The sequence below is a fragment of the Amycolatopsis sp. NPDC049868 genome (genome assembly GCF_044461365.1).
GTDB lineage: Bacteria > Actinomycetota > Actinomycetes > Mycobacteriales > Pseudonocardiaceae > Amycolatopsis.
Map to the genome: position 1 here is coordinate 1386300 of NZ_JBITKV010000001.1, position 23154 is coordinate 1409453.

18 protein-coding genes and 1 riboswitch are annotated in these 23154 nt (G+C 68.4%); of the genes, 10 read left to right on the forward strand and 8 right to left on the reverse strand.

The annotated features are described in order from the left end of the window. Positions 1-5: 5 nt before the first annotated feature. From ACIBTM_RS06635 to ACIBTM_RS06655, 5 genes are all read right to left on the reverse strand, one after another. Positions 6-1604 carry a carboxyl transferase domain-containing protein gene (locus tag ACIBTM_RS06635; RefSeq protein ID WP_360094916.1) on the reverse strand — a complete coding sequence of 533 codons (1599 nt, stop codon included), beginning with the start codon at positions 1602-1604 and terminating at the stop codon, positions 6-8. Continuing rightward, positions 1601-2749, reverse strand: coding sequence for an acyl-CoA dehydrogenase family protein (locus tag ACIBTM_RS06640; RefSeq protein WP_395875542.1), 1149 nt, complete (start codon positions 2747-2749; stop codon positions 1601-1603). The genes ACIBTM_RS06635 and ACIBTM_RS06640 overlap by 4 nt, the downstream gene beginning before the upstream one ends. Next, the gene (locus ACIBTM_RS06645; RefSeq protein WP_395875543.1) at positions 2746-4446 is read right to left on the reverse strand and encodes an acyclic terpene utilization AtuA family protein; all 1701 of its coding nucleotides are present in this window, start codon (positions 4444-4446) and stop codon (positions 2746-2748) included. Before ACIBTM_RS06645 ends, ACIBTM_RS06640 begins: the two co-directional genes overlap by 4 nt. Beyond that, a complete protein-coding gene (locus tag ACIBTM_RS06650; RefSeq protein WP_395875544.1) occupies positions 4443-5237 on the reverse strand; it encodes a TIGR03084 family metal-binding protein in 795 nt (264 codons plus the stop codon). Before ACIBTM_RS06650 ends, ACIBTM_RS06645 begins: the two co-directional genes overlap by 4 nt. Positions 5238-5387: 150 nt before the next feature. Continuing rightward, a complete protein-coding gene (locus ACIBTM_RS06655) occupies positions 5388-6242 on the reverse strand; it encodes an NAD(P)-dependent oxidoreductase (protein WP_395875545.1) in 855 nt (284 codons plus the stop codon). Positions 6243-6292: 50 nt separating this feature from the next. Here ACIBTM_RS06655 and ACIBTM_RS06660 point away from each other — a divergent pair, with 50 nt between their 5' ends. From ACIBTM_RS06660 to ACIBTM_RS06705, 10 genes are all read left to right on the forward strand, one after another. Then, on the forward strand, positions 6293-6685 hold the full coding sequence (locus ACIBTM_RS06660) for a MerR family transcriptional regulator (RefSeq protein WP_395875546.1): 393 nt from the start codon (positions 6293-6295) through the stop codon (positions 6683-6685). Next, positions 6682-7152, forward strand: a complete 471-nt coding sequence (locus ACIBTM_RS06665) for a tetratricopeptide repeat protein (protein WP_395875547.1) — start codon at positions 6682-6684, stop codon at positions 7150-7152. The genes ACIBTM_RS06660 and ACIBTM_RS06665 overlap by 4 nt, the downstream gene beginning before the upstream one ends. A gap of 39 nt (positions 7153-7191) precedes the next feature. Beyond that, positions 7192-8031 (forward strand): enoyl-CoA hydratase-related protein, encoded by an 840-nt coding sequence (locus tag ACIBTM_RS06670; protein WP_395875548.1) that lies wholly within the window; start codon positions 7192-7194, stop codon positions 8029-8031. Further along, positions 8016-8636, forward strand: coding sequence for an acetoacetate decarboxylase family protein (locus tag ACIBTM_RS06675; RefSeq protein WP_395875549.1), 621 nt, complete (start codon positions 8016-8018; stop codon positions 8634-8636). Before ACIBTM_RS06670 ends, ACIBTM_RS06675 begins: the two co-directional genes overlap by 16 nt. 234 nt (positions 8637-8870) lie before the next feature. Then, positions 8871-11876, forward strand: a complete 3006-nt coding sequence (locus tag ACIBTM_RS06680) for a ribonucleoside-diphosphate reductase subunit alpha (protein WP_395875550.1) — start codon at positions 8871-8873, stop codon at positions 11874-11876. Between the two features lie 73 nt (positions 11877-11949). Beyond that, positions 11950-13026, forward strand: a complete 1077-nt coding sequence (locus tag ACIBTM_RS06685; protein WP_395875551.1) for a ribonucleotide-diphosphate reductase subunit beta — start codon at positions 11950-11952, stop codon at positions 13024-13026. Positions 13027-13108: 82 nt separating this feature from the next. Then, positions 13109-13332, forward strand: a riboswitch (cobalamin riboswitch). 100 nt (positions 13333-13432) lie between these two features. Next, entirely contained in the window at positions 13433-15706 is a 2274-nt protein-coding gene (gene metE, locus ACIBTM_RS06690) for a 5-methyltetrahydropteroyltriglutamate--homocysteine S-methyltransferase (protein WP_395875552.1), read from the forward strand. 138 nt (positions 15707-15844) lie between these two features. Continuing rightward, positions 15845-17290, forward strand: coding sequence for a cytochrome P450 (locus ACIBTM_RS06695; RefSeq protein ID WP_395875553.1), 1446 nt, complete (start codon positions 15845-15847; stop codon positions 17288-17290). Between the two features lie 197 nt (positions 17291-17487). Then, positions 17488-19335, forward strand: coding sequence for a putative bifunctional diguanylate cyclase/phosphodiesterase (locus tag ACIBTM_RS06700; protein WP_395875554.1), 1848 nt, complete (start codon positions 17488-17490; stop codon positions 19333-19335). Positions 19336-19353: 18 nt separating this feature from the next. Continuing rightward, positions 19354-19818 carry a peroxiredoxin gene (locus ACIBTM_RS06705; protein WP_034311845.1) on the forward strand — a complete coding sequence of 155 codons (465 nt, stop codon included), beginning with the start codon at positions 19354-19356 and terminating at the stop codon, positions 19816-19818. Here ACIBTM_RS06705 and ACIBTM_RS06710 read toward each other — a convergent pair. The 3 genes from ACIBTM_RS06710 to ACIBTM_RS06720 form a co-directional block, all read right to left on the reverse strand. Next, positions 19805-20335, reverse strand: coding sequence for a GNAT family N-acetyltransferase (locus ACIBTM_RS06710; protein ID WP_395875555.1), 531 nt, complete (start codon positions 20333-20335; stop codon positions 19805-19807). The genes ACIBTM_RS06705 and ACIBTM_RS06710 overlap by 14 nt on opposite strands. A 239-nt stretch (positions 20336-20574) precedes the next feature. Further along, a complete protein-coding gene (locus ACIBTM_RS06715) occupies positions 20575-21783 on the reverse strand; it encodes an LCP family protein (protein ID WP_395875556.1) in 1209 nt (402 codons plus the stop codon). 94 nt (positions 21784-21877) lie between these two features. Continuing rightward, complete coding sequence (locus ACIBTM_RS06720; protein WP_395875557.1) at positions 21878-23140, reverse strand: class I SAM-dependent methyltransferase; 1263 nt, start codon at positions 23138-23140, stop codon at positions 21878-21880. Positions 23141-23154 lie beyond the last annotated feature (14 nt).

Sequence of the window (23154 nt, forward strand, 5' to 3'; positions counted from 1 at the left end):
GCCGCTCACATCCTGAAGACGCCGAAGCCCTCGGCGCCCTTCACTGGTCCATTGTGGATCACGGACAGGCTGAGCCCGAGCACCGTGCGGGTGTCGCGGGGATCGATGATCCCGTCGTCGTAGAGCATCCCGGAGAGGAACATCGGCATCGACTCAGCTTCGATCTGCCCCTCGACCATGGCGCGCATGGCGGCGTCGTGCTCCTCGTTGTACTCCTGCCCCCGCGACGCGGCGGCGGCACGGGCCACGATGGACAGCACGCCAGCCAGCTGCTGCGGCCCCATGACCGCGGATTTCGCGCTGGGCCAGGCGAAGAGGAAGCGGGGATCGTAAGCACGGCCGCACATGCCGTAGTGCCCGGCACCGTAGGAGGCGCCCATGAGCACCGACAGATGCGGCACCTTCGAGTTCGACACGGCGTTGATCATCATCGCGCCGTGTTTGATGATGCCGCTCTGCTCGTACTCCTTGCCGACCATGTAGCCGGTGGTGTTGTGCAGGAAGACCAGCGGTGTGTCGATCTGGTTGGCCAGCTGGATGAACTGCGCGGCCTTCTGCGACTCCTCGCCGAACAGCACACCTTGGGCGTTGGCGAGGATGCCGACGGGGTAGCCGTGAATGCTCGCCCAGCCGGTGGCGAGGCTGCTGCCGTACAAAGGTTTGAACTCGTCGAAGTCCGAACCGTCGGCGACCCTGGCGATCACCTCGCGCGGGTCGAACGGCACCTTCAGGTCGGTGGGCACGATGCCGAGCAGGTCTTCGGCGGAGTACAGCGGCTCGGCGTAGTCCGGCTTCGGCGTCGGGCCCTGTTTGGTCCAGTTGAGCCGTTTGACGATACTGCGCCCGAGCCGGATCGCGTCCTCTTCGTCCGCCGCGAGATAGTCGGCGAGCCCCGAGGTGCGGGCGTGCATTTCGGCGCCGCCGAGCGATTCGTCGTCGGACTCCTCGCCGGTCGCCATCTTGACCAGCGGCGGCCCGCCGAGGAACACCTTCGCGCGTTCCTTGACCATCACGACGTAGTCCGACATGCCGGGCAGGTACGCGCCGCCCGCGGTCGAGTTGCCGAACACCAGCGCGATCGTGGGCACCTTCGCCGCCGAGGACCGCGTGATGTCGCGGAAGATCCGGCCGCCGGGGATGAAGATCTCCTTCTGCGTCGGCAGATCCGCCCCGCCGGACTCGACGAGGTTGATCACCGGCAGGCGGTTCTGCGCGGCGATGTCCGCGGCGCGGTAGCTCTTCTTGGCCGTCCACGGGTTGCTCGCCCCGCCTTTGACCGTCGGGTCGCTGGCGGAGATCATGCACTCGACGCCTTCGACGACGCCGATGCCGGTGATCACGCTGGCGCCGACCTGGTAGTCCGAACCCCACGCCGCCAGGGGCGACAGTTCCAGGAACGGCGAGTCCTCGTCGAGGAGGAGCTCGATCCGCTCGCGGGCCAGCAGCTTGCCGCGTTTGCGGTGCCGGGCGACGTACTTCTCGCCGCCACCCGCGATCGCCTTGGCGTGCTCGCCGTCGATCTCGGCGAGTTTGCCGAGCATGGACTCGCGGTTCGCCGCGAACTCCTCGCTCCTTGAGTCCACAGTAGACCTGATCGTGCTCATGCGGTGTATCCCAGTCGCTTCGCGGCCAAGCCGGTGAGGATCTCGTTGGTCCCGCCGCCGATACCGAGGATGCGCACGTCACGGTAGTGACGCTCCACTTCGGACTCCCGCATGTAGCCGAGTCCGCCGTGCAGCTGCACGGCCTCGTTGACCACCCATTCGGCGGTCTCGACGGCGGTGTTCTTCGCGAAACAGGCTTCGGCGATGACCTCTTCGCCCGCGACGTGCCGCTGCGCGACCTGCCGGGTGTAGGTGCGGGCGACGTCGATCTTGCGGGCCATCTCGGTGAGCTTGTGCTGCACCAGCTGACGGGAGATCAGCGGGCGGCCGAAGGTCTCGCGCAGGCGGCACCAGTCCAAGGTCAGGTCGAGTGCCCGCTGCGCGTGCGCGTAGCCCTGCACGGCCAGCGAGACCCGCTCGGTGACGAACTGGGTGGCGACCTGCGCGAAGCCGCTGTTCTCGGCGCCGATCAGGTTCTCCGCGGGTACCCGGGCATCCACATAGGACAGCTCGGCGGTGTCCGAGCAGAGCCAGCCCATCTTCTCCAGCTTGCGGGAGACGGTGAAGCCTGGTGTACCGCGCTCGACGACGATCAGCGAGATCCCGTGGGCGCCTGCTTCACCGGTGCGGACCACGGTGGTCACGAAGTCGGCGCGGCAGCCCGAGGTGATGAAGGTCTTGGCGCCGTTGATGACGTACTCGTCGCCCTCGCGCACCGCCGTCGTGCGGATCCCGGCGACATCGGAGCCGCCGTCGGGTTCGGTGACCGCGAGCGAGCCGATCTTGGCGCCCTCCAGTGTCGGCCGGACCCAGCGTTCGATCTGCACCGGATCCCCGGCCGCCGCGATATGCGGGACGGCGATACCGCAGGTGAACAGCGAGGCGAACAGGCCACCGGAACCGCCCGCGTAGTGCAGTTCCTCGGCGATGACGACGGCGTCGAGATAGTCGCCGCCCCCGCCGCCGACCTCCTCGGGGAAGCCGACGCCGAGCAGCCCGAGTTCCCCGGCCTTGCGGTGCAGGTCGCGGGGCAGTTCGCCCTCGCGTTCCCAGTCTTCGAGGTGCGGCAGGATCTCGGTTTCGGCGAACCGCCGGACGGTCTTGCGCAGTTCCGCGCGTTCCGGCGTGGCGAAGGGGTCGGTCACAGGAGGGCCTCCGGGATGTCGATCTCGCGGGAGCGCAGCCATTCCCCGAGCGCCTTCGCCTGCGGGTCGAACCGCGCCTGCGACGCGACGCCCTCGCCGAGGATGCCTTCGACGACGAAGTTGACCGCCCGCAGGTTCGGGAGCAGATGCCGCCGGACCTCAAGATCCGCGGTCTCCGGGAGCAGCAGTTTGAACTCGGTGACGGTGAGCCGGTGCGCGAGCCAGCGCCACGCCTCGTCGGAACGCGCCCAGACGCCGACGTTCGCGTTGCCGCCCTTGTCTCCGCTGCGGGCACCTACGACCTTGCCGAGCGGTGCCCGCCGGACCTGCGCCTGAGTGAACGGTGCCGGCATCGGCCGCTCATCGTCCACTTCGGACAGAGGCAGTGTTTCGGTGGCGGGCGTGATGTCGCGGCGCGTTCCGTCCGGCAGGACGGCAATGTGCGGGACCTCGTGCGCGTCGACGAACGCGGGCCGGTACACGCCGTAGGGCGAGGCGGCCGCGGGCGGCGCGGTGACATGGAACCCGGGGTAGCTCGCCAGCGCGAGTTCGATCGCCGCGCCGCTGAACGCGCGCCCCGCGACCTCCGGATCGGCGTCCTTCACCGCGACGTGCAGCAGCGCGCTCGCCTGCTGCTCGGTTTCGGCGTCGGGCCGGTCGGTGCGGGCCAGAGTCCACTTGACGTCGGCGGGCGGGCGGGCCTTGAGCGCGCCTTCGAGTTGTTCCTTGACCAGAGCGGCTTTCGCCTCGATGTCGAGTCCGGTGAGGACGAACGTCGTCTCGTTGCGGAAACCGCCGAGCCCGTTCAGGCAGACCTTGAGCGTCGGAGGCGGCGGCTCGCCCGTGACGCCACTGATCCGGACGCGGTCCGGGCCGTCCTCGGTGAGGGTCAGCGTGTCGAACCGCGTCGTGACGTCCGGCCCGGCGTAGCGGGCGCCGGTGATCTCGTAGAGCAGTTGCGCGGTCACGGTTCCGGCGTTCACGACACCGCCGGTGCCGGGGTGTTTGGTGATCACGCTGGAGCCGTCGGCGGAGATCTCGGCGATCGGGAACCCCGGGACGCCGATCTCGTGCTCGGTGAAGAAGGCGTAGTTGCCGCCGGTGGCCTGCGTCCCGCATTCGATCACGTGCCCGGCGGCGACCGCACCGGCCAGAGCGTCGTAGTCGTCGCGCGCCCAGCCGAAACGCGCGGCGGCCGGGCCGACGATCACCGACGCGTCGGTGACGCGTCCGGTCACCACGATGTCGGCGCCCGCGTTCAGGCATTCCGTGATCCCCCACGCGCCGAGATAGGCGTTGGCGGTCAAGGTCTTGCCGAAGCCGAGCTCTTCGGCGCGCTGAATGAGGTCGTCGCCCTCGACGTGCGCGATCGCGACGTCGACGCCGAGTTTCGCGGCGAGTTCGCGGAGCGCGTCCGCGAGCCCGGCGGGGTTGAGCCCACCGGCGTTCGCGACGATCTTGACGCCTTTTTCCTTGGCCAGCGCGAGATTCTGTTCCATCTGACGCAGGAAGGTCTTGGCGTAACCGCGATTCGGGTCCTTCATCCGGTCGCGGCCGAGGATGAGCATGGTCAGCTCGGCGAGGTAGTCGCCGGTCAGCACGTCGAGCGGGCCGCCGGTCAGCATCTCGTGGACCGCGGAGAACCGGTCGCCGTAGAACCCGGACGCGTTGCCGATGCGGATCGGGGCCGCGGTCATGCGAACTGTCCCGGCCGTCGCCCGGCCCCGGGAGGCCCGGCGAACGCCTGCGCGATCCCCAGCCATTCCTCGACGTCCTTGCCCGTGGCGACCAGATCGGTGTCGTCGGGGTGACGGCGCTGGGTGATCACGAGGCAGAAGTCGACCGCGCTCCCGGTGAGCCGCTGTCCGGCGTCCTCCGGCCCGAAAGCCCAGGTGGTGCCGTCGGGCGCGGCCAGCTCGACACGGAATTCCCCGGTGGGCGGCGCGAGCGAGTTGAGCTTGTACGCGAAGTCACGGGTGCGGGTGCCGAACCGGGCGATATGCCAGATCCTAGCCGTGTTCTCCCGTCCGAGGCCGAGCGCGTCGAAGATGTCCTGGCCGTGCGCCCAGGTCTCCATGAGGCGCGCCGTCACCATGGACGCGGCGCTCATCGGCGGGCCGTACCAGGGGATCTTCTGTCCGTCGGGCACCGCGGCGAGTGCTTCGGCGAGCTCCGCGCGACCGGCGCGCCACTGCTCCAGCAACTCGCGGGGCGGCGTCTTCGCGCCCTCGGTGGCCCCGTCGTCGACGTAGGACTCCCCTGTCGCGAGCAGCCCTTCGATCTCGGCCTGCCACTCGGCCTCGGATCCGCGCGCCGCGATCAGCGCCTTCTTGTCCGTCCAGGCCAGATGGGCGATCTGATGGGCGATCGTCCAGCCTTCCGCCGGGGTCTGCCGCGCCCAGTCCGACGCGGGCAGCTCCGCCACCACGTCGTCGATGGCCTGCGATTCCGCCGCGAGATCCCCAAGGATCACGCCCAGGTCAGCCATGCCCGCCTCCTCGCGTCTCCTCCAGGCTGGCACCCCGCACCAGAAAAATCAAGCACGCCTGATTGTTTTCCTCGGGGCCGAAGGGGCCCTTCACCGCATGCGACGCGGCGAAGGGCCCCTTACCTGCATGTCACGCGAGGAAGGGCCCCTTCAGCCCCGCTCGAATTCCCGGATCAGCACCGGGTACTGCTCCCCGCCGTGCCCGGCGGCGATCGCCCGGTCGGCCATCGCCTTGAACAGCTTCGGCAGTTCGGCGTTCACCCCCAGCGCCTCGCATTCCTCGACCAGATGCGCCATCGTCCGCGCGTCGGTCTCCAAGGCCGCCACCTCGGCGGGGAAGGAACCCTTGTCGACCTGTTCCGCGTAGCCGGGCAGCCAGCCCGCCACTCCGACAGCGATCTGCTGCGCGAACGGCGCGTACGTCGCGGCGTCGACACCGGCCGTCTTGAGCATCGCGGTGCCCTGAAGCCACGCGTTGAGGACGCTCCACATCATCGTCAGGCCGGCGACGTCGTACAGGGACGCCAGCCCGGCGTCCTCTCCGAGGTAGCTGATCGTGCCGAGCGCACCGAGGTCGAAGTCCGGCCGCGGTCCGCTCAAAAGGATCACCGCCTCGTCGGTCCCGATCGACGACGGGATGGCCATGATCGCGCCGTCCAGGTAGTGGGCGCCCTGTTTTTCGGCCCAGGCGGCGGTTTCCCGCGCTTGCGCGGAGTCACCCGAAGTCAGGTTGACCAGTTTCGTGCCCTTCAGACCGGCATCTCCGAGCAGTTCCCGCACGGCGGAGTAGTCGGTGAGGCACAGGATCGTCACGCCGCCCGAGCCGAGCGCGTCGCCGATCGTGGGCGCGAGCCTGGCGCCTTCGGCCACGAGCGCGTCCGCCTTGGCGGCCGTCCGGTTCCACACGGTCGTGGGATGCCCCGCCTTCAGGAACGCGCGGGCGAGCGCGGTGCCAATGAGACCGAGGCCGACGATCGATATCGGGGTGTTCACGTTGTCCGTCATGGCACGATCGTCAACGTTGATACCGGTATGAAGGTCAAGTGGGGAAAGCGATGAAGATCGGTGAACTGAGTCACCGGACGGGCGTCAACGCCCATCAGTTGCGCTACTACGAGGCACAAGGACTCCTGGAGGCGAGCCGCGGCACGAACGGCTATCGCGAGTACGACGAGACGGCTTTGCTACGGGTGAAGCAGATCCGCCATCTGCTCGCCGCGGGCCTGTCGTCGGAGGACATCGCCTATCTGCTCCCCTGCGCGATCGGCGAGGAACCCGAGCTGATCGGCTGCCCCGAACTGCTGGCCGCGATGCGCGAGCGGCTCGGCCGCCTGGACGAGCAACTGGCCAAGCTGACGCGGTCGCGCGACGCGCTGGCCGAGTACATCGTCGTGGCGGAGCGGGTCGGCGCCGAGACCTACCCGCCCTTCGACGGCGCCGTCGCATGAACGAGGCGATCCGGCTACGGGAGCAAGGTACCGACGAGGCACGCCTGCGGCTGATCGAGCTGGCAGAGAAGAACCCGCGGGACGCCGTGATCGCCTACCAAACCGCGTGGGCGCACGATTCGGCAGGCTTGGAAGCCGAAGCGGCCCCGTTCTACGAACAGGCGCTCGCGGGCGACGGTCTGTCCACAGAGGACAGACACGGGGTGTTCGTCGGACTCGGCAGCACGTACCGCGTCCTCGGCCGGTACGACGAGTCGCTGGCGACCTTGCGACGCGGACTCGGCGAGTTCCCGGACGACGCGGCACTCAGGACGTTCCTCGCGATGGCGCTCTACAACGTCGGTGAGGCGCGCGAGGCGGCGGGAACCCTGTTGAAGGTGCTCGCGGCGACCAGCGCGGACGACGGTGTCCAGCGGTACCGGCGAGCGGTCGAGTACTACGCGGACCATCTGGACGACGTCGAATGAGCCTTGTTGACACCTTGTCAACACTGGTACTTTCACGCTATGAGCGCGTACGCCGAAATCACCTACGAGGTCGAAGACCGCATCGCGACGGTCACGCTCAACCGGCCCGAGGCCCGCAACGGCTACACCATCCGCATGGCCGACGAGCTCGGCGACGCGATGGACCGGGCCGACCGCGACGAGGACGTCCGGGTGGTGATCCTGACCGGCAACGGCAAGGATTTCTCGGTGGGCGCAGACCTCACGCAAGGTGGTTTCGACTTCGATCCGGAGGCCGGGCCCGACGCGGCGTGGCAGGAGCCGGCGGGACGCTGCTCGAAGCGGATCTTCACGATGAACAAGCCGGTGATCGCGGCCCTGCGGGGCGCGGCCGTCGGCGGCGGCATCACGATCACGCTGTCGTGCGACTACCGCCTCGCGGCCACGGACTCCCGGTTCGGTTTCGTGTTCGTCCGCCGCGGGATCTACCCCGAAGGCGCGTCCGCCTGGTTCCTCCCCCGGCTCGTCGGGATGGGCACGGCACTCGACTGGATGATCAGCGGCCGCGTCTTCGGCGCCGAGGAAGCGAAGACCGCCGGACTGGTCCACAGTGTTCACGAGCCCGAGGAAGTGCTCGGCAAGGCCCGCGAACTGGCTCGCGAGATCGCCGCGACCACGTCGCCGGTCTCGGTGGCCGTGACCAGGCAGCTGCTGTACCGGATGGCGAGCGCCGCGTCGCCATTCCCCGTGCACGAGCTCGACTCCCGGCTGATCGGCGGCCTGGGCTCCAGCCCGGACGCGGTCGAAGGGGTCGTGTCCTTCCTGCAGAAGCGACCACCGGAGTTCTCCATGCGCGTCGACACCGACCAGCCCGCCTACCTGCCATGGCTGAACAAGTGACCGCCTATCCCCCGGAACCCTGGAACCTGGCAGGGCAGGCGTACCTGTCGATCTGGCGTGTCCCGGTGAGCGAACTGCCCGCACTGCCCGGCGAGGCCGAACCGATCGTGGTCGGCGGCCGCGCGCAAGTGTTCACAGCCTGGGTCGACTACCAGGAACCCGGACAGCTCCAGTACCACGAGCTGCTGGCGACGGTCGCGGTCCGCGGCGAACGCCTCTCCAGTTCCATCACCGGCATCTGGGTCGACAGCGAGGTCTCGCTCGCCGGCGGGCGGGCGCTATGGGGCATCCCCAAGGATCTCGCCGCGCTCGACTTCGCCCACGGGCGGACCTTCACCGCCTCGGCGGCCACCCAGGAAGACTGGATCGCGACGGCGGCCTTCACCCCTCGCCCGAGCCTCCCGGTGCGGATGCCCGCGGCCTTCGACGTCGTCCAAATGCTGGACGGTCGTCTCAAAAGGAGCCCCGTCCGGGCGAAGGCTCGACCTTGTCCGGCGGCCGCGGACTGGCGGATCAACGAGTCCGGGCCGTTCGGCTTTCTCGCCGGTCAGCGGCCGGTCCTGAGCGCCTGCCTGCGCGATTTCAAGCTCGTCTTCGGCGGTTGACCAGCCGCGCTGCGTGATCGTCTAACCCGCCAGGGTGAGACCGCGACACGCCACCCATTGGGGCACGTGCAGCCTCCGACCCCTACATGTAGTCTCTGGGAACCGGCACCGCCCAGCGACGGGGAGACCGCTCGGGAGCGGTGGTCGGACAGCTTTGTGAACGTGCAGCGCACGGCCTCGTGAGGCCTTGTGGTGCTTCAACGCGCCTTTTTTCAGAGACAGTGGAGACTACGTATGTCAGTGGAAACCGGTCAGCGGCCGCCCTCGTCCTCGGACACGACGCCCGCGACCGTGCGAGTCATCCGGCGGGACGGCAGCGTGTCCCCCTTCGACGCGAACAAGATCTCGGTCGCCGTGACCAAGGCCTTCCTCGCCGTCGAGGGCGGTGACGCGGCCGCCTCGTCGCGGATCCACCACCTGGTCAAGGAGCTGACCGAGCAGATCGAGACCACCCTGCTCCGCCACGCCGGTCCCGAGACCGCGCTGCACATCGAGCAGATCCAGGACATCGTCGAGCTCGCGCTGATGCGCGGCGAGCACCACAAGGTCGCCCGCGCGTACGTCCTGTACCGCGAGGAACGCGCGAAGGCCCGTGAGGCCGAGAAGCCCGCGTCGTCCGACGTCGCCATCAGCGTCAAGGCGGCCGACGGCTCGCTCCGCCCGCTCGACTGGGCCCGCGTCTCGCACGTCGTCGGCGAGGCCGTCGCCGGCCTCGACGACGTCTCGGCCGAGCCGGTGCTGGCCGAGGCCAAGCGCAACCTCTACGACGGCATCAGCGCCGACGAGCTCGCCCTCGCCCAGATCATGGCCGCGCGCGTGCTCGTCGAGCAGGAGCCGAACTACTCCTACGTCAGCGCCCGCCTGCTCGCGGACAAGCTCCGCGGCGAGGCGCTCAGCTACCTCGCGGGTGTCCCGCAGCTGGCCAGCCAGGACGAGATGACCACCCGGTACCCGCAGTACTTCCGGGACTACCTCAAGCGCGCCATCGAGCTGGAGCTGGTCAACCCCGAGCTCCAGACCTTCGACCTGGACAAGATCACCGCCGCGATCCACGCCGAGCGCGACCTCGACTTCGGCTTCCTCGGCCTGCAGACCCTGTACGACCGGTACTTCCAGCACCACGACGGTGTCCGGTTCGAGCTGCCGCAGGCGTTCTTCATGCGCGTCGCGATGGGGCTGGCGATCCGCGAGGACGACCGTGAGGCTCGTGCCATCGAGTTCTACGAGCTGCTCTCGACGTTCCACTTCATGGCGTCCACCCCGACGCTGTTCAACTCGGGCACCACGCGCCCGCAGCTGTCGTCCTGCTTCCTGACCACCGTCGACGACGACCTGGACTCGATCTTCCAGGCGTACAAGAACAACGCGCTGCTGGCGAAGTACTCGGGCGGTCTCGGCAACGACTGGACCCCGGTCCGCGGTCTCGGCGCGCACATCAAGGGCACCAACGGCCAGTCGCAGGGGGTCGTGCCGTTCCTCAAGATCGCCAACGACACCGCGGTCGCGGTGAACCAGGGGGGCAAGCGCAAGGGCGCGGCCTGCGCGTACCTCGAGACCTGGCACGTGGACATCGAGGAATTCCTCGACCTGCGCAAGAACACCGGTGACGACCGTCGTCGTACGCACGACATGAACACCGCGAACTGGGTGCCGGACGAGTTCCTGCGCCGCGTCGAGGCCGACGCGCAGTGGACGCTGTTCTCGCCGAACGAGACCCCGGACCTGCACGACCTCTACGGCAACGCGTTCGCCGAGCGCTACCGCGAGTACGAGGCCGCCGCCGAACGCGGTGAGCTGAAGGTGTTCCGCAAGGTCCGCGCGGTCGACCTGTGGCGCCGCATGCTGACCATGCTGTTCGAGACCGGCCACCCGTGGATCACCTTCAAGGACCCGTGCAACCTGCGCTCGCCGCAGCAGCACGTTGGTGTCGTGCACTCGTCCAACCTGTGCACCGAGATCACCCTGAACACCACCACCGACGAGGTCGCGGTCTGCAACCTCGGCTCGGTGAACCTGCTCAAGCACGTCACCCCCGAGGGCTTGGACACCAAGCGTCTCGAGAAGACCGTGCGCACCGCGGTCCGCATGCTCGACAACGTGATCGACATCAACTTCTACACGATCCCGGAGGCGCGCCGCTCCAACCTGCGTCACCGCCCGATCGGCCTCGGCCTGATGGGCTTCCAGGACGCGCTGTTCGAGATCGGTGTCCCGCTGTCCTCGGCCGAGGCCGTCCAGTTCGCGGACACCAGCATGGAGCACATCAGCTACTACGCGATCTCGGCTTCGACCGACCTCGCGGAGGAGCGCGGCCAGTACCAGACGTTCGAGGGTTCCTTGTGGAGCAAGGGAATCCTGCCGATCGACTCGATGCAGCTCCTGATCGACGCCCGCCAGGGCGACGCGCTCGACGTCGACACCTCGTCCACTTTGGACTGGGCGCCGCTGCGCGAGCGGGTCAAGACCGTCGGTATGCGCAACTCCAACGTGATGGCGATCGCGCCGACCGCGACGATCTCCAACATCTGCGGGGTCGGGCAGTCGATCGAGCCGCTGTTCCAGAACCTGTTCGTCAAGTCGAACATGTCCGGTGACTTCACCGTGGTGAACCCGCACCTGGTCCGCTCGCTCAAGGAGCGCGGGCTGTGGGACGAGGTCATGGTGTCGGACCTGAAGTACTTCGACGGCAGCCTCGGCCAGATCGACCGCGTGCCGGACGACCTGAAGGCGCTGTACGCGACCGCGTTCGAGATCGAGTCCAAGTGGCTGGTGGACGCCGGTTCGCGGCGCCAGAAGTGGATCGACCAGGCTCAGTCGCTGAACCTGTACATCGCGGCGCCCAGCGGCCGCAAGCTCGACGAGCTGTACCGCTACGCCTGGCACAAGGGCCTCAAGACCACGTACTACCTGCGGGCGCGGTCCGCGACGCACGTGGAGAAGAGCACCCTGCGCGGCACCGACGGCAAGCTGAACGCGGTCTCGGCCACCCCGGCCCCCGCCGCACCCGCTTCGCCGAAGCCCGCCGCCGCTCCGGCTCCCGCCGCTTCGCCCGCCCCGTCGGCTTCGGCCGCGGTGTCGCCGTCGCCCGCCGCCGCGGTCCCGGCGGCCTCGGTCCCGGCCGCGGTTCCCGCCGCCAAGCCGGAGCCGAAGGAGATGCCGAAGGTCTCGGACGTCGACTTCGTCGCCACCGAAGGCGCCGCCTGCCGGATCGACGACCCCGACTGCGAAGCCTGCCAGTGACCCCTCGTGAGTGATCTGGGTCGTTCCGACGACCCAGATCACTCACGACCCCCAACTTCCGAAGTGAGCCTCCATGACCACCTTTGACGCCTCCACCGACGCCACGGGCCTCGGTGAGATCGAAGTCGGCGCCGCCCGCATCAACGTCGACGACAAGCGGATGATCAACGCCCGCGCCGACGTCAACCAGCTGCTGCCGATGAAGTACACCTGGGCGTGGGAGAAGTACCTCGCCGGCTGCAACAACCACTGGATGCCGACCGAGGTCGCCATGCAGGCCGACATCGCGCTGTGGAAGTCGCCCGACGGCCTCACCGAGGACGAGCGCACCATGCTCAAGCGCAACCTCGGCTTCTTCGCCACCGCGGAATCGCTGGTGGCCAACAACATCGTGCTCGCGGTGTACCGGCAGATCACCAACCCCGAATGCCGCCAGTACCTGCTGCGCCAGGCGTTCGAGGAGGCCGTGCACACGCACACCTTCCAGTACATCTGCGAGAGCCTCGGCCTGGTCGAGGGCGAGCTGTTCAACATGTACCGCGAAGTTCCGTCCATTTCGGACAAGGACACGTGGGCGCTGAAGTACACGCAGAACCTGGAGAACCCGGACTTCGAGACCGGCACCCCGGAAGCCGACCAGAACTTCCTGCGTGACCTCGTCGCGTTCTACGTGATCTTCGAGGGCATGTGGTTCTACACCGGCTTCGCGCAGATCCTGTCGCTCGGCCGCCGGAACAAGATGGTCGGCATCGCCGAGCAGTACCAGTACATCCTGCGCGACGAGTCGATCCACCTGAACTTCGGCATCGACTGCATCAACCAGATCAAGATCGAGAACCCGCACCTGTGGACCGAGGAGTTCCAGGCCGAGGTCCGCACCATGCTGACCGAGGCTTGCGAACTCGAGGTCGCCTACGCCCGCGACACCATGCCGCGCGGCATGCTCGGGCTGTCGGCCGAGCTGATCGAGCAGTACATGCACTTCATCACCGACCGGCGGGCGCAGCAGATCGGTCTCGCGCCGATCTTCGGCGAGACGGAGAACCCGTTCCCGTGGATGTCGGAGGCGATGGACCTCAAGAAGGAGAAGAACTTCTTCGAGACCCGCGTCATCGAGTACCAGTCCGGTGGCGCCCTCGACTGGGACTGATCCCCCGTCCGTAGTACATGAAGGCCCCCTTCCTTGCGCCTAGGTACAGGAAGGGGGCCTTCATGTACTTCTACTTCGCGGTACGCTCCAAGGTGCTACTGGTTCGCCCGACCTCCCAGGCCGGGTGAGGTAACAGGGAACCCGGTGCGAATCCGGGACTGCCCCGCAGCGGTATGTGGGAACGAAAGCCGTCACCGTGCGAGACACGGTAAAGCACTGGGACATGGCGCCCCGGGAAGCGACGGCCGGTAGGAGCGAGCGAGTCGCCCACGAGTCCGAAGACCTGCCCGTGGTACGCGCGCCGACGGCGTGCGTGAGTCCGGGCCTCGTGGGATGGGCACGACCGAACGGCGGTCACTCCTGCGCGCGCTCCGGGCTCCGACGACAAGCTCGCGAGGAGAGAGCTGTGACCGAAATCGGCACGACAGTGCTGGGCTACCCCCGGATCGGACCGGACCGGGAACTCAAGCGTTCACTCGAACGCTACTGGGCGGGCAAGATCGACGAGGCCGAATTGCTCGGCACCGGCCGCGCGCTGCGCACCCGCACCTGGCGAGAGCTCAAGGACGCGGGGCTGGACTCCGTCCCCTCCAACACGTTCTCCCATTACGACCAGGTGCTCGACACCACCGAGCTGTTCGGAGCGCTGCCGGAACGCTTCACCACGCTCGGCCTCTCATCGCTCGACACCTACTTCGCCGCCGCACGCGGGGTGCAGGACGCGCCGGCGATGGAGATGACGAAGTGGTTCGACACGAACTACCACTACATCGTCCCCGAGCTCGGCCCGGACACGAGGTTCTCGCTCACCGGCACCAAGCCGCTCGACGAGTACCGCGAAGCCCGCGCGATCGGCGTCGAGACCCGGCCGGTACTGGTGGGCCCGGTGACGTTCCTACTGCTCGCGAAGCCGGCCGAGGCCGCGCCGGAGGGCTTCCGCCCACTGGAGCTGCTCGACAACCTTCTCGACGGTTACGTCGAACTACTGCGGCGTCTGCACGACGAAGGCGTCGAGTGGGTGCAGTTCGACGAGCCCGCCTTCGCCGCGGATCGCAGCGAGCGGGAACTCAACGCGCTCATCCGCGCCTACCACCGGCTCGCGAAGGAGACCGTGCGGCCGAAGATCCTGGTCGCCGGGTACTTCGGCGGGCTCGGGCGCGGCCTCGGCGTGCTCGCCCGCTCCCCGATCGACGCCATCGCGGTCGACCTCGTCACCGATGAGTCCTTTGTGGACTCCGTCGCCACCGAACCCGCCTTGCGGGACAAGGAGGTTCTGGCCGGCGTCGTGGACGGGCGCAACGTCTGGCGCACCGACCCGACCCGCGCGCTCAGCCGGGCGGCGACGTTGCTCGGCACCGCGAAATCGGTCAGCGTGTCGACGTCCTGCTCATTGCTTCACGTGCCCTACGACGTCGAGCGGGAAGACGGGCTCCACCCGCGTCTCAAGGGCTGGCTCGCTTTCGCCAGGCAGAAGGTCGACGAGGTAGTCCTGCTCGGGCGCGCGCTGCAGGAAGAGGGCATCGACCTTTCAGCCGCTCGTGCCGCGGCCACGGATCGTGCGACGGCGGCCGACCTGGCCGACAGCGGGGTACGCGCGCGGCTGGAAGCGTTGCGGCCGGAGGACACCATCCGCTCCCCCTATGCCCGGCGCGCGACGGCTCAGCAGGCCGCGCTGAAGCTGCCGCCGTTGCCGAGCACGACGATCGGCTCGTTCCCGCAGACCACCGACGTCCGCAAGGCGCGGGCCGCGCACAAGGCGGGTTCGCTGGACGACGCGGGCTACGAAGCCGCGATGAAGGCGGAGATCGAGCGCGTCATCAGGCTCCAGGAAGACCTCGGCCTCGACGTGCTGGTGCACGGTGAGCCAGAACGCAACGACATGGTGCAGTACTTCGCCGAGCGGCTGGCCGGTTTCGCGGCCACCGACTTCGGCTGGGTGCAATCCTACGGTTCGCGCTGCGTCCGGCCGCCGATCCTGTACGGCGACGTCTCACGTCCGGAGCCGATGACGGTCGAGTGGGCACGCTACGCGCAGAGCCTCACCGGCAAACCCGTCAAGGGCATGCTGACCGGGCCGGTGACGATCCTCGCGTGGTCGTTCGTCCGCGACGATCAGCCGCTGGGCGAGACCGCCCGTCAGGTGGCGCTGGCCATCCGCGACGAGGTGCACGACCTGCAGGAGGCGGGTATCCGCGTGATCCAGGTCGACGAGCCGGCGCTGCGGGAGCTCCTCCCCCTGCGCGCGGCGGCGCACGAGGCGTACTTCGCGTGGGCGGTTTCGTCGTTCCGGCTGGCGACGTCCGGGATCGACGACGCCACGCAGATCCACACGCATATGTGCTACTCGGAATTCGGTGAGGTGGTCAAAGCGATCGACGCGCTCGACGCCGACGTCACCAGCATCGAGGCCGCGCGGTCGAAGATGGAGGTCGTCACCGACCTGGGCGCGGCGGGCTTCGGCCGCGGCGTCGGACCGGGTGTCTACGACATCCACTCGCCGCGTGTCCCCGGTGCCGACGAAGTCAGCGGCCTGCTGCGGACCGCCGTCGGCGCCGTGCCCGCCGAGCGGATCTGGGTCAACCCGGACTGCGGCCTGAAGACCCGCGGGTACGCCGAGGTCGAACCGGCCCTGCGGAACCTGGTCGCCGCGGCCCGCACGGTCCGCTCCGAACTCGCCTGACCGGTCCGTGAAGGCCTCCTTCCCTACCCTCAAGGTAGTAAAGGAGGCCTTCACGGAACTTCCACCGGGGTATTGTCAACGCGTCAATAAGGGTGCGATGGTGGAGCGGTAACCGGTCTCAGCGGGGAGATGGTCACCATGGCGAACGCCGTCGAAAAGGTCACCGGGGCGCTGCGCGAGCGGGTTCCGCCGCTCACCTCGATTCCCCTGCCGCGTTCGGTCGACCAGCGCTGGCTCGGCGCGACCTGGCCGGTCCGCGAACTCGCGCCCGCCCCGCCGGGCCTCAAACCCGTCCTCGGCGACGAAGGCCCGCCGGTCATCGGGCACGCGCTGGACTTCATGCGCTTCGGCATCGAGTTCGGCCTCAAACGCTACGAGACCTACGGACCGGTGTCGTGGATGGGCGCGTTCGGGCGCCGTATCGTCGCGCTCTCCGGCCCGGAGGCCACCCAGATCGCGCTGGTGAACAAGGACAAGGCCTTCTCCCAGGAGGGCTGGAAGTTCTTCATCGAGCAGTTCTTCGACCGCGGCCTGATGCTGCTCGACTTCGGCGAGCACCATCTGCACCGCCGGATCATGCAGGCGGCCTTCACCCGGCAACGGCTCACCGGTTACGTCGACCAGATGGGGCCGGCCCTGCGTGCCGGCATCGCCGCGTGGGCGGACCGGCCGAACCCGCGGATCTACTGGTCCCTCAAGCAGCTCACGCTCGACGTCGCGACACGCGTGTTCATGGGCATGAGTTCCGGCGACGACGCGGCCGCGATCAACCGCGCGTTCGTGAACTCCGTGCGCGCGGGCACGGCCATCGTGCGGTTCCCCGTTCCCGGCGGCCGCTGGGCGGCGGGCCTGCACGGCCGCAAGGTCCTCGAACGCTACTTTTCGGCGAACCTGCCCGCGAAACGGGCCGGCGACGGCGAAGACCTCTTCACCGCGTTGTGCCACGCCACCACCGAAGACGGTGACCGCTTCACCGACGCCGACGTCGTCAACCACATGATCTTCCTGATGATGGCCGCGCACGACACCTCGACGATCACCAGCGCCGCCGCCGTCTACCACCTGGCAAAGAACCCCGAGTGGCAGGAACGCGCGCGTCAGGAGTCCCTCGCGCTCGGCGACGACGTGCCGGACATCGAGGCACTGGAGACCCTGACGACGCTGGACCTGGTGATCAAGGAAGCGCTGCGGCTGGTGGCCCCGGTTCCTTCCCTGGCAAGGAAGACCGTGAAGGACACCGAGGTCCTCGGGCATTTCATTCCCGAAGGGACACTCGTCGGGGTTTCCCCCACCGTCAACCACTTCTCGCCCGAGCACTGGACCGACCCGATGCGATTCGACCCGGACCGCTTCGGCGAAGACCGCCGCGAGGACAAGTCGCATCGCTACGCGTGGATGCCGTTCGGCGGCGGGGCGCACAAGTGCATCGGCCTGCATTTCGGGACGTTCGAGGTGAAAGCGCTGCTGCACGAGATGCTGCGGGCGTACCGATGGTCGGTCCCGGAGGGCTACACCGCGCGCTGGGATTACGTGTCACTGCCCGTTCCGGCGGACGGTCTGCCGATCCGCCTGACGTCCCGGTGAGACCACACCACTATCGAGCACTCTTGGTAACTTCCGGTCACCACTCGTGTAGTAGCGATCACCCTTTCAGCCGGTAGACACCCCGGATCGCGCATGGTGGCGTGGCACTACACCCGGTCGGCTCATACCTAGTGTGGGTCCGTGGGCTCGGACACCCGGTCTGAGCTGGCCATCAACCGCGCATGAAGAGGTGAAGTGTGCCCGAACCTGGTTCCGCGCCAGGGTTGGTGGACGTCGCTCGGAGATGGGCCGAGACGCTCGCTGACACTAAAGGAGTATCGCTTCCCAAGGAGCAACTCGAACGGTTCCTGCTCGGCGTCGCCCAGGACGCCGTCCGCGCCGAGCCCGATCACCAGCCCGCTCTGCTGCGCTTCTCCAAGCTCTATTCCGCCTCCCCCATCGGGATCGCGCTGGCCGACTCCGACGGCTCGATCGTCGAAGCGAACGCCGCGCTCGGCAAGCTTCTCGGCTGCCGTCCCGCCGCGCTGCGCGGGCGGAAGATCCCCGATCTCGGCTCCGCCGACCACGACGTCGCCCGCCTGCGGAACGGGCTCTCGCAACTGATGACACTCGGGCAGCCGACCCAGCAGGAACGGCTGCTGATGGACCACAGCGAGGAAGGCACGCTCTGGGTCGACGTGACCCTGACCGACCTTCCCGGTGACCGGCCCGGTTCGACCTACCCCGTGCTGATGGTCTCCGACGCCAACGAGATCCACCTGCTGCAGGAACGGCTGCTGCACCAGAACGTGCACGACGCGCTCACCGGCCTGCCCAACGCCACCGCGTTCGGCAACGCCCTCGAAGCCGCGCTGGCCGGGTCCGGCGGCGAGCAGGTCGCGCTCGTCTATCTCGACGTCGACGGCTTCAAGGTGATCAACGACGGTCTCGGGGCGGGCGTCGGTGATCAGGTACTGCGCGGGGTCGCGAAGAAGCTCACGTCGGTGTTCACCGGCAGGCACAACGGTTCGGTCGCCCGGCTGTCCGGCGACGGGTTCGCCGTCCTGTTGCGCGGCGACTTCACCCCGCCCGAGGTGATCACGCTGGTCGAGCAGGCGTTGGAGGAGCTGGTCGAGCCGATTTACCTCGGCGGGCACGGTATCGGGGTCAGCGCGAGCGCGGGGATCGTCGTCCGCCCGGTCGCCGAAGGCGGTCCCGAAGACCTGCTTCGTGCCGCGGAGATCGCCCTGCACCGCGCCAAGGAAGCGGGCAAGGCGCAGTGGATGCTGTACGACCCGGAACTCGACGCGCGTGACCGGGGCCGCTACCAGCTCGGCGCGGTCATCGCGGGCGCGCTGGAGAACGGCGAGTTCTCGCTGATCTACCAGCCGACGGTGAAGCTCGCGAATCCCGACCAGCTGGCCGCCGTCAACGCCGGGCTGCGCTGGCGTCATCCGGAGAAGGGCGAGCTGGACTCCGACGAGTTCTATCCGCTGGCACAGATCACCGGGATGACCATTCCGCTCGGCCGGTGGCTGCTGGCCGAATCGCTCGCCGCCACCGCGCGATGGCGGAGCAGGTTCGGCGACGCGGCCCCCGACGTCTGCGTGCGGCTGCCGAACCGGCTGGCCATCGAGCCCGATCTGGTCCTGCTGGTCAAGGAACAGCTCGACCGGCACGACCTGCCCGCCCAGGCGCTGCGGCTGTGCACGGACCGCGAGTCCGTGCTGGACGCGAACGGCGAGGTGCTCGACTCCTTCGCCGTACTGGCCGATCTGGGCGCCCAGCTGGTGCTGACCATCTCCGGTTCGGACGATCTGGAGCTGATCCCGCGGCACGGGCTGCCCGTCCGCCACGTGATCCTGTCCGGCGCGGTCGTCGACGCGCTGGCCGACGGCGAGAACGAGGCCGACGTCCGCCACCTGTGCCAGCTGGTCGCCAGGGCCAAGGAGCTGAAACTGCGCATCGGCGCGGAAGGCGTCCACAGCCACGAGCAGGCCGAACGGCTGCGACGGTACGGCGTCCTCGCGGCGCGTGGTTCGTTCATCGCGGATTCCGCGACCGGGGACGAGGTCGACGAGCTCATCGAACGGCACGCCCACTGACGTGGCAGGATCCCGTCCATGGACCAAGGTGACATCGCCCCGGACTTCACGCTGCCCGACGACAAGGGCGAAGAGCGCACGCTGTCGGACTTTCTCTCGTCCGGTCCGGTGGTGCTGTTCTTCTACCCCGCCGCGATGACCAGCGGCTGCACCGCCGAAAGCTGCCACTTCCGCGACCTGGCCGCGGAATTCGCCGAAGTGGGCGCGCACCGCGTCGGCATCAGCCCGGACGCCGTCGCCAAACAGCAGGAATTCTCCGCCAAACACGGCTTCGACTATCCACTGCTGTCCGATGTGGACGGTGTGGTGGCGAAACAGTTCGGCGTGTGGCGCAAATTCAGCCCGCTGCACGCCAAACGGCACACCTTCGTCATCGACACCGACCGCAAGGTGCTCGAAGTGATCAAGAGCGAGTTGAAGTTCACCGTGCACGCCGACAAGGCGCTCGCGGCCCTGCGCGAGCGCAAGACTAAGGACGCTTGAGCCGCCAGAACCTGTTGACACCCGCGCAGGCGGGGGCGAGCGGCGGTTCGGCGGTCTCTTCGCCGATCATCGTGAACCCCAGCCGCGCGGGCACGGCACCGCTCGCGAGGTTCTTCTCGTCGTGCCGGATCTCGACCTCCGGCGCGCCGAGCCGGAAAGCCTCGTCTGCCAAGAGCTTCGCGGCCCTGGTCGCGAAGCCGCGACCGGTGTGGTGCCTGCCGAGCCAGTAGCCGATCTCGATCCGGTCCGGATGCGTGATCATGCCCGCGCCGCCGACGAGATCGTCTCCGGTGAGGATCGCGAAGTCGTAGGTCTTGCCTTCCGCCCAGTTCTTCGCGGTCCGCTCCAGGAAGTCGGCGGCTTCGCGACGGCCGTAACCGTAGGTGGCCCAGATCATCCAGGCGCCGAGATGCGCGGCGGAGTCCCCCGCGACGGCGGCGAGGGTTTCGAGCTGCTCCGGCTTCCAGCGGCGCAGCGTGACGACTTCGTCGGCGAGGGTTTCGGCGGGCGCTTCCATCCGCCCATGGTGACGCGCCGCCGCTTCGGGCGCCTCCGCTTTTCGGGCGCCGGACGGGTTTCGCGGATGTCATGAAAGGGTCGTTCAGGACGTTTTTCGTCCTGAACGACCCTTTCATGACATCCGGACGGGGCACAGGCGCCCGAGGCACGCGAAGGCCCCCGGATGCTATGAACGGTCCGTTCCTTGCAAAATTTGCAAGGAACGGACCGTTCATAGCATCTCGCAGCGGCCGAAGATCAGGTCAGGATCGCGCTGTCCGGAATCTCCGTGTCGTTCTTCAAAGCGTCGAAGAGCAGCTTCGACTTCGTCTTGTCCCAGTTCTCCGCCGAGCCGTTGGTCACCGGCACCGTCGTGGTGACGACGCCGCCCGACGAGATCCCCCGCATCGCCAACGCCAGCCCGACCAGGTTGTGCACGTGGTCGCCCGAATCCATCGTCAGCGCGTCCGGCGCGGTCGACAACAAGGGGAACAGCGAGAACGGGTTCAGCAGCGTGCCGGGGCTGCCGATCTCGCTGACCATCGCGCCGATGAACTTCCGCTGGTTGGCGACGCGGTCGAGGTCCGAGCGCGGAGTGGCCTCGCTGTGCCGCATGCGGACGAACCCGAGCGCCTGCGGGCCCTGCAGATCCTGGCACCCGGCCGGGATCTTGATCTTGGTGAGGGTGTCCTCCATCGGCTTCTCGACACACATGTGGACCCCGCCGATCGCGTCGACGATCTTCGCGAAGCCGCCGAAGCCGATCTCGGCGTAGTGGTCGATGCGCAGGCCGGTCGCGCCTTCGACGGTCTGCGCGAGCAGCGTCGGGCCCCCGATCGAGAACGCCGCGTTGATCTTGTTCTTGCCGTGCCCCGGGATGGTCACCTGCGAGTCGCGCGGGAGGCTCAGCAGGGTCGGCTTGGTGCTGTTGTCCGGGACGTGCGCGATCATGATCGTGTCGGTCCGCTTGCCGCCGCCGGCGGCCTTGGAGTCACCGGTGACCAGCTTCTCCTGCTCTTCGGGCGTCAGCCCGTCCCGGCTGTCGGAGCCCACGATCAGCCAGTTGGTGCCCTCGGCCGCGACGGGGCGGCCGGAGTAGTCGGCCAGCGCGTCGACGCGGTTGATGGAGAATTCCAGGTACACCCACACGCCGGCGAGGAACACCACGAACACGGTCAGCAACGTGAGCAGCACCTTGCCGAAGCCCCAGCGCTTACGCCGCCGCGGCGGGCGCGCGTCGTCCATCGGGCGCCCCGGAGGGGGCTGCGGCGGGCCTGGGCGGCGCGGAGGCGGCCCCGCGGGACGCTCCTGACCTCCGTGCCCCATCGGGGTCGTCCGCTCGTCGTACGGGCTGCTCCCCCGGCCCGGCAGCGGCATCATCTGCGCGGGCTGATGCCGCCGGGGGCGGCCGGACGGCGGCCGTTGTGGCGGCAGCCGTCGCCCTCGGTCGTCGCCTCCATACGTCATGCCGAATCACCCGTCCCGATCTCGCGTGTGGGGCCCAGTCAACCGCAGACCCTAGGTGAAGGACGTACGGCACCCCGCATCGGTTGGGTGGTGCTCACCGTCCGTTTTCGGCGAATCCGAACTGGTGGACCTTGAGATACCCCGAACGGAACCCCGCTTCGGAGTACGCGAGGTAGAACTCCCACATCCGTTTGAAGACGTCGTCGAAGCCCAGTTCGGTGATCTCGCCCCACCGCTGGGTGAACCTCTCCCGCCACAGCCGCAACGTGCGGGCGTAGTCGTGGCCGAACTCGCGCACCCCCTCCAGCCTCAGCCGCGCGTGCTCCAGCAGGCCCTGTTCGACGGAGGTGGTCGACGGGATGAGCCCGCCGGGGAAGATGTACTTGTGCATCCAGGTGTACGAACGGGCCGCGGCGAGCATGCGTTCGTGGTCCATGGTGATGGCCTGGAGTCCCAGCCTGCCGCCGGGCTTCAGCCGTTTCCCGATGGTCTCGAAGAACGTCGGCCAGTACGCCTCCCCGACCGCTTCGATCATCTCGACACTCACCACGGCGTCGTACTCACCGGTGGAGTCGCGGTAGTCGCACAGCCGGACGTCGACGCGGTCGGCGAAACCCGCCGCCGCGACGCGCTCGGTCGCCAGCGCTGCCTGCTCCTCGGAAATGGTCAGTGACGTGACCGTCGCCCCGCGCGCGGCGGCCCGGATCGAGAGTTCGCCCCAGCCGGTGCCGATCTCGAGCACGGTGCTGCCTTCGCGGACGCCGGCGTAGTCGAGGACGCTGTCGATCTTGCGGTGCTGGGCTGCGGTGAGGTCGTCGTCCAGGCCGAACAACGCCGACGAGTACATCATCGACGGGTCCAGGAACGCGCGGAACAGGTCGTTGGACAGGTCGTAGTGGCGATGGATGTTCGCCCGCGCGCCCTCGACGGTGTTCTCCTCGCCGTCCGGGTGCCCGCGGTCGACGAAGCGGCGGAACCGCTGCAGCAGCGGCGGGATGAGCGTCGCCATCCGTTCCGCGAACGGGGTCAGCACCTCGGCGAGCGCGTCGCTCGTCCAGTCGCCGACCATGTACGCCTCACCGAAGCCGATCTTCGCGTCCACGCCGAGACGGTGGAAGAAGGCGGCCGGACGGTTGAGCCGCATCTCGGGCGCGTCCGGTCCGCCCGCGCCCAGCTGTGAGCCGTCGGGCATGCGCACGCGGACGTTCAGCGGGCGCACCGCGTGCCGGAACAACTGCTCGGCGATCCGCGCCCGGAACGGGGAATGCGGTGGGGTGGCCAACCCCGGCCACCGGGTTTCGTCAGGGTTGGGCGGACCGGACGAACCTGCCGTCCGATCGACGCTCGACGTGGACATGGGTACTCCCTCCC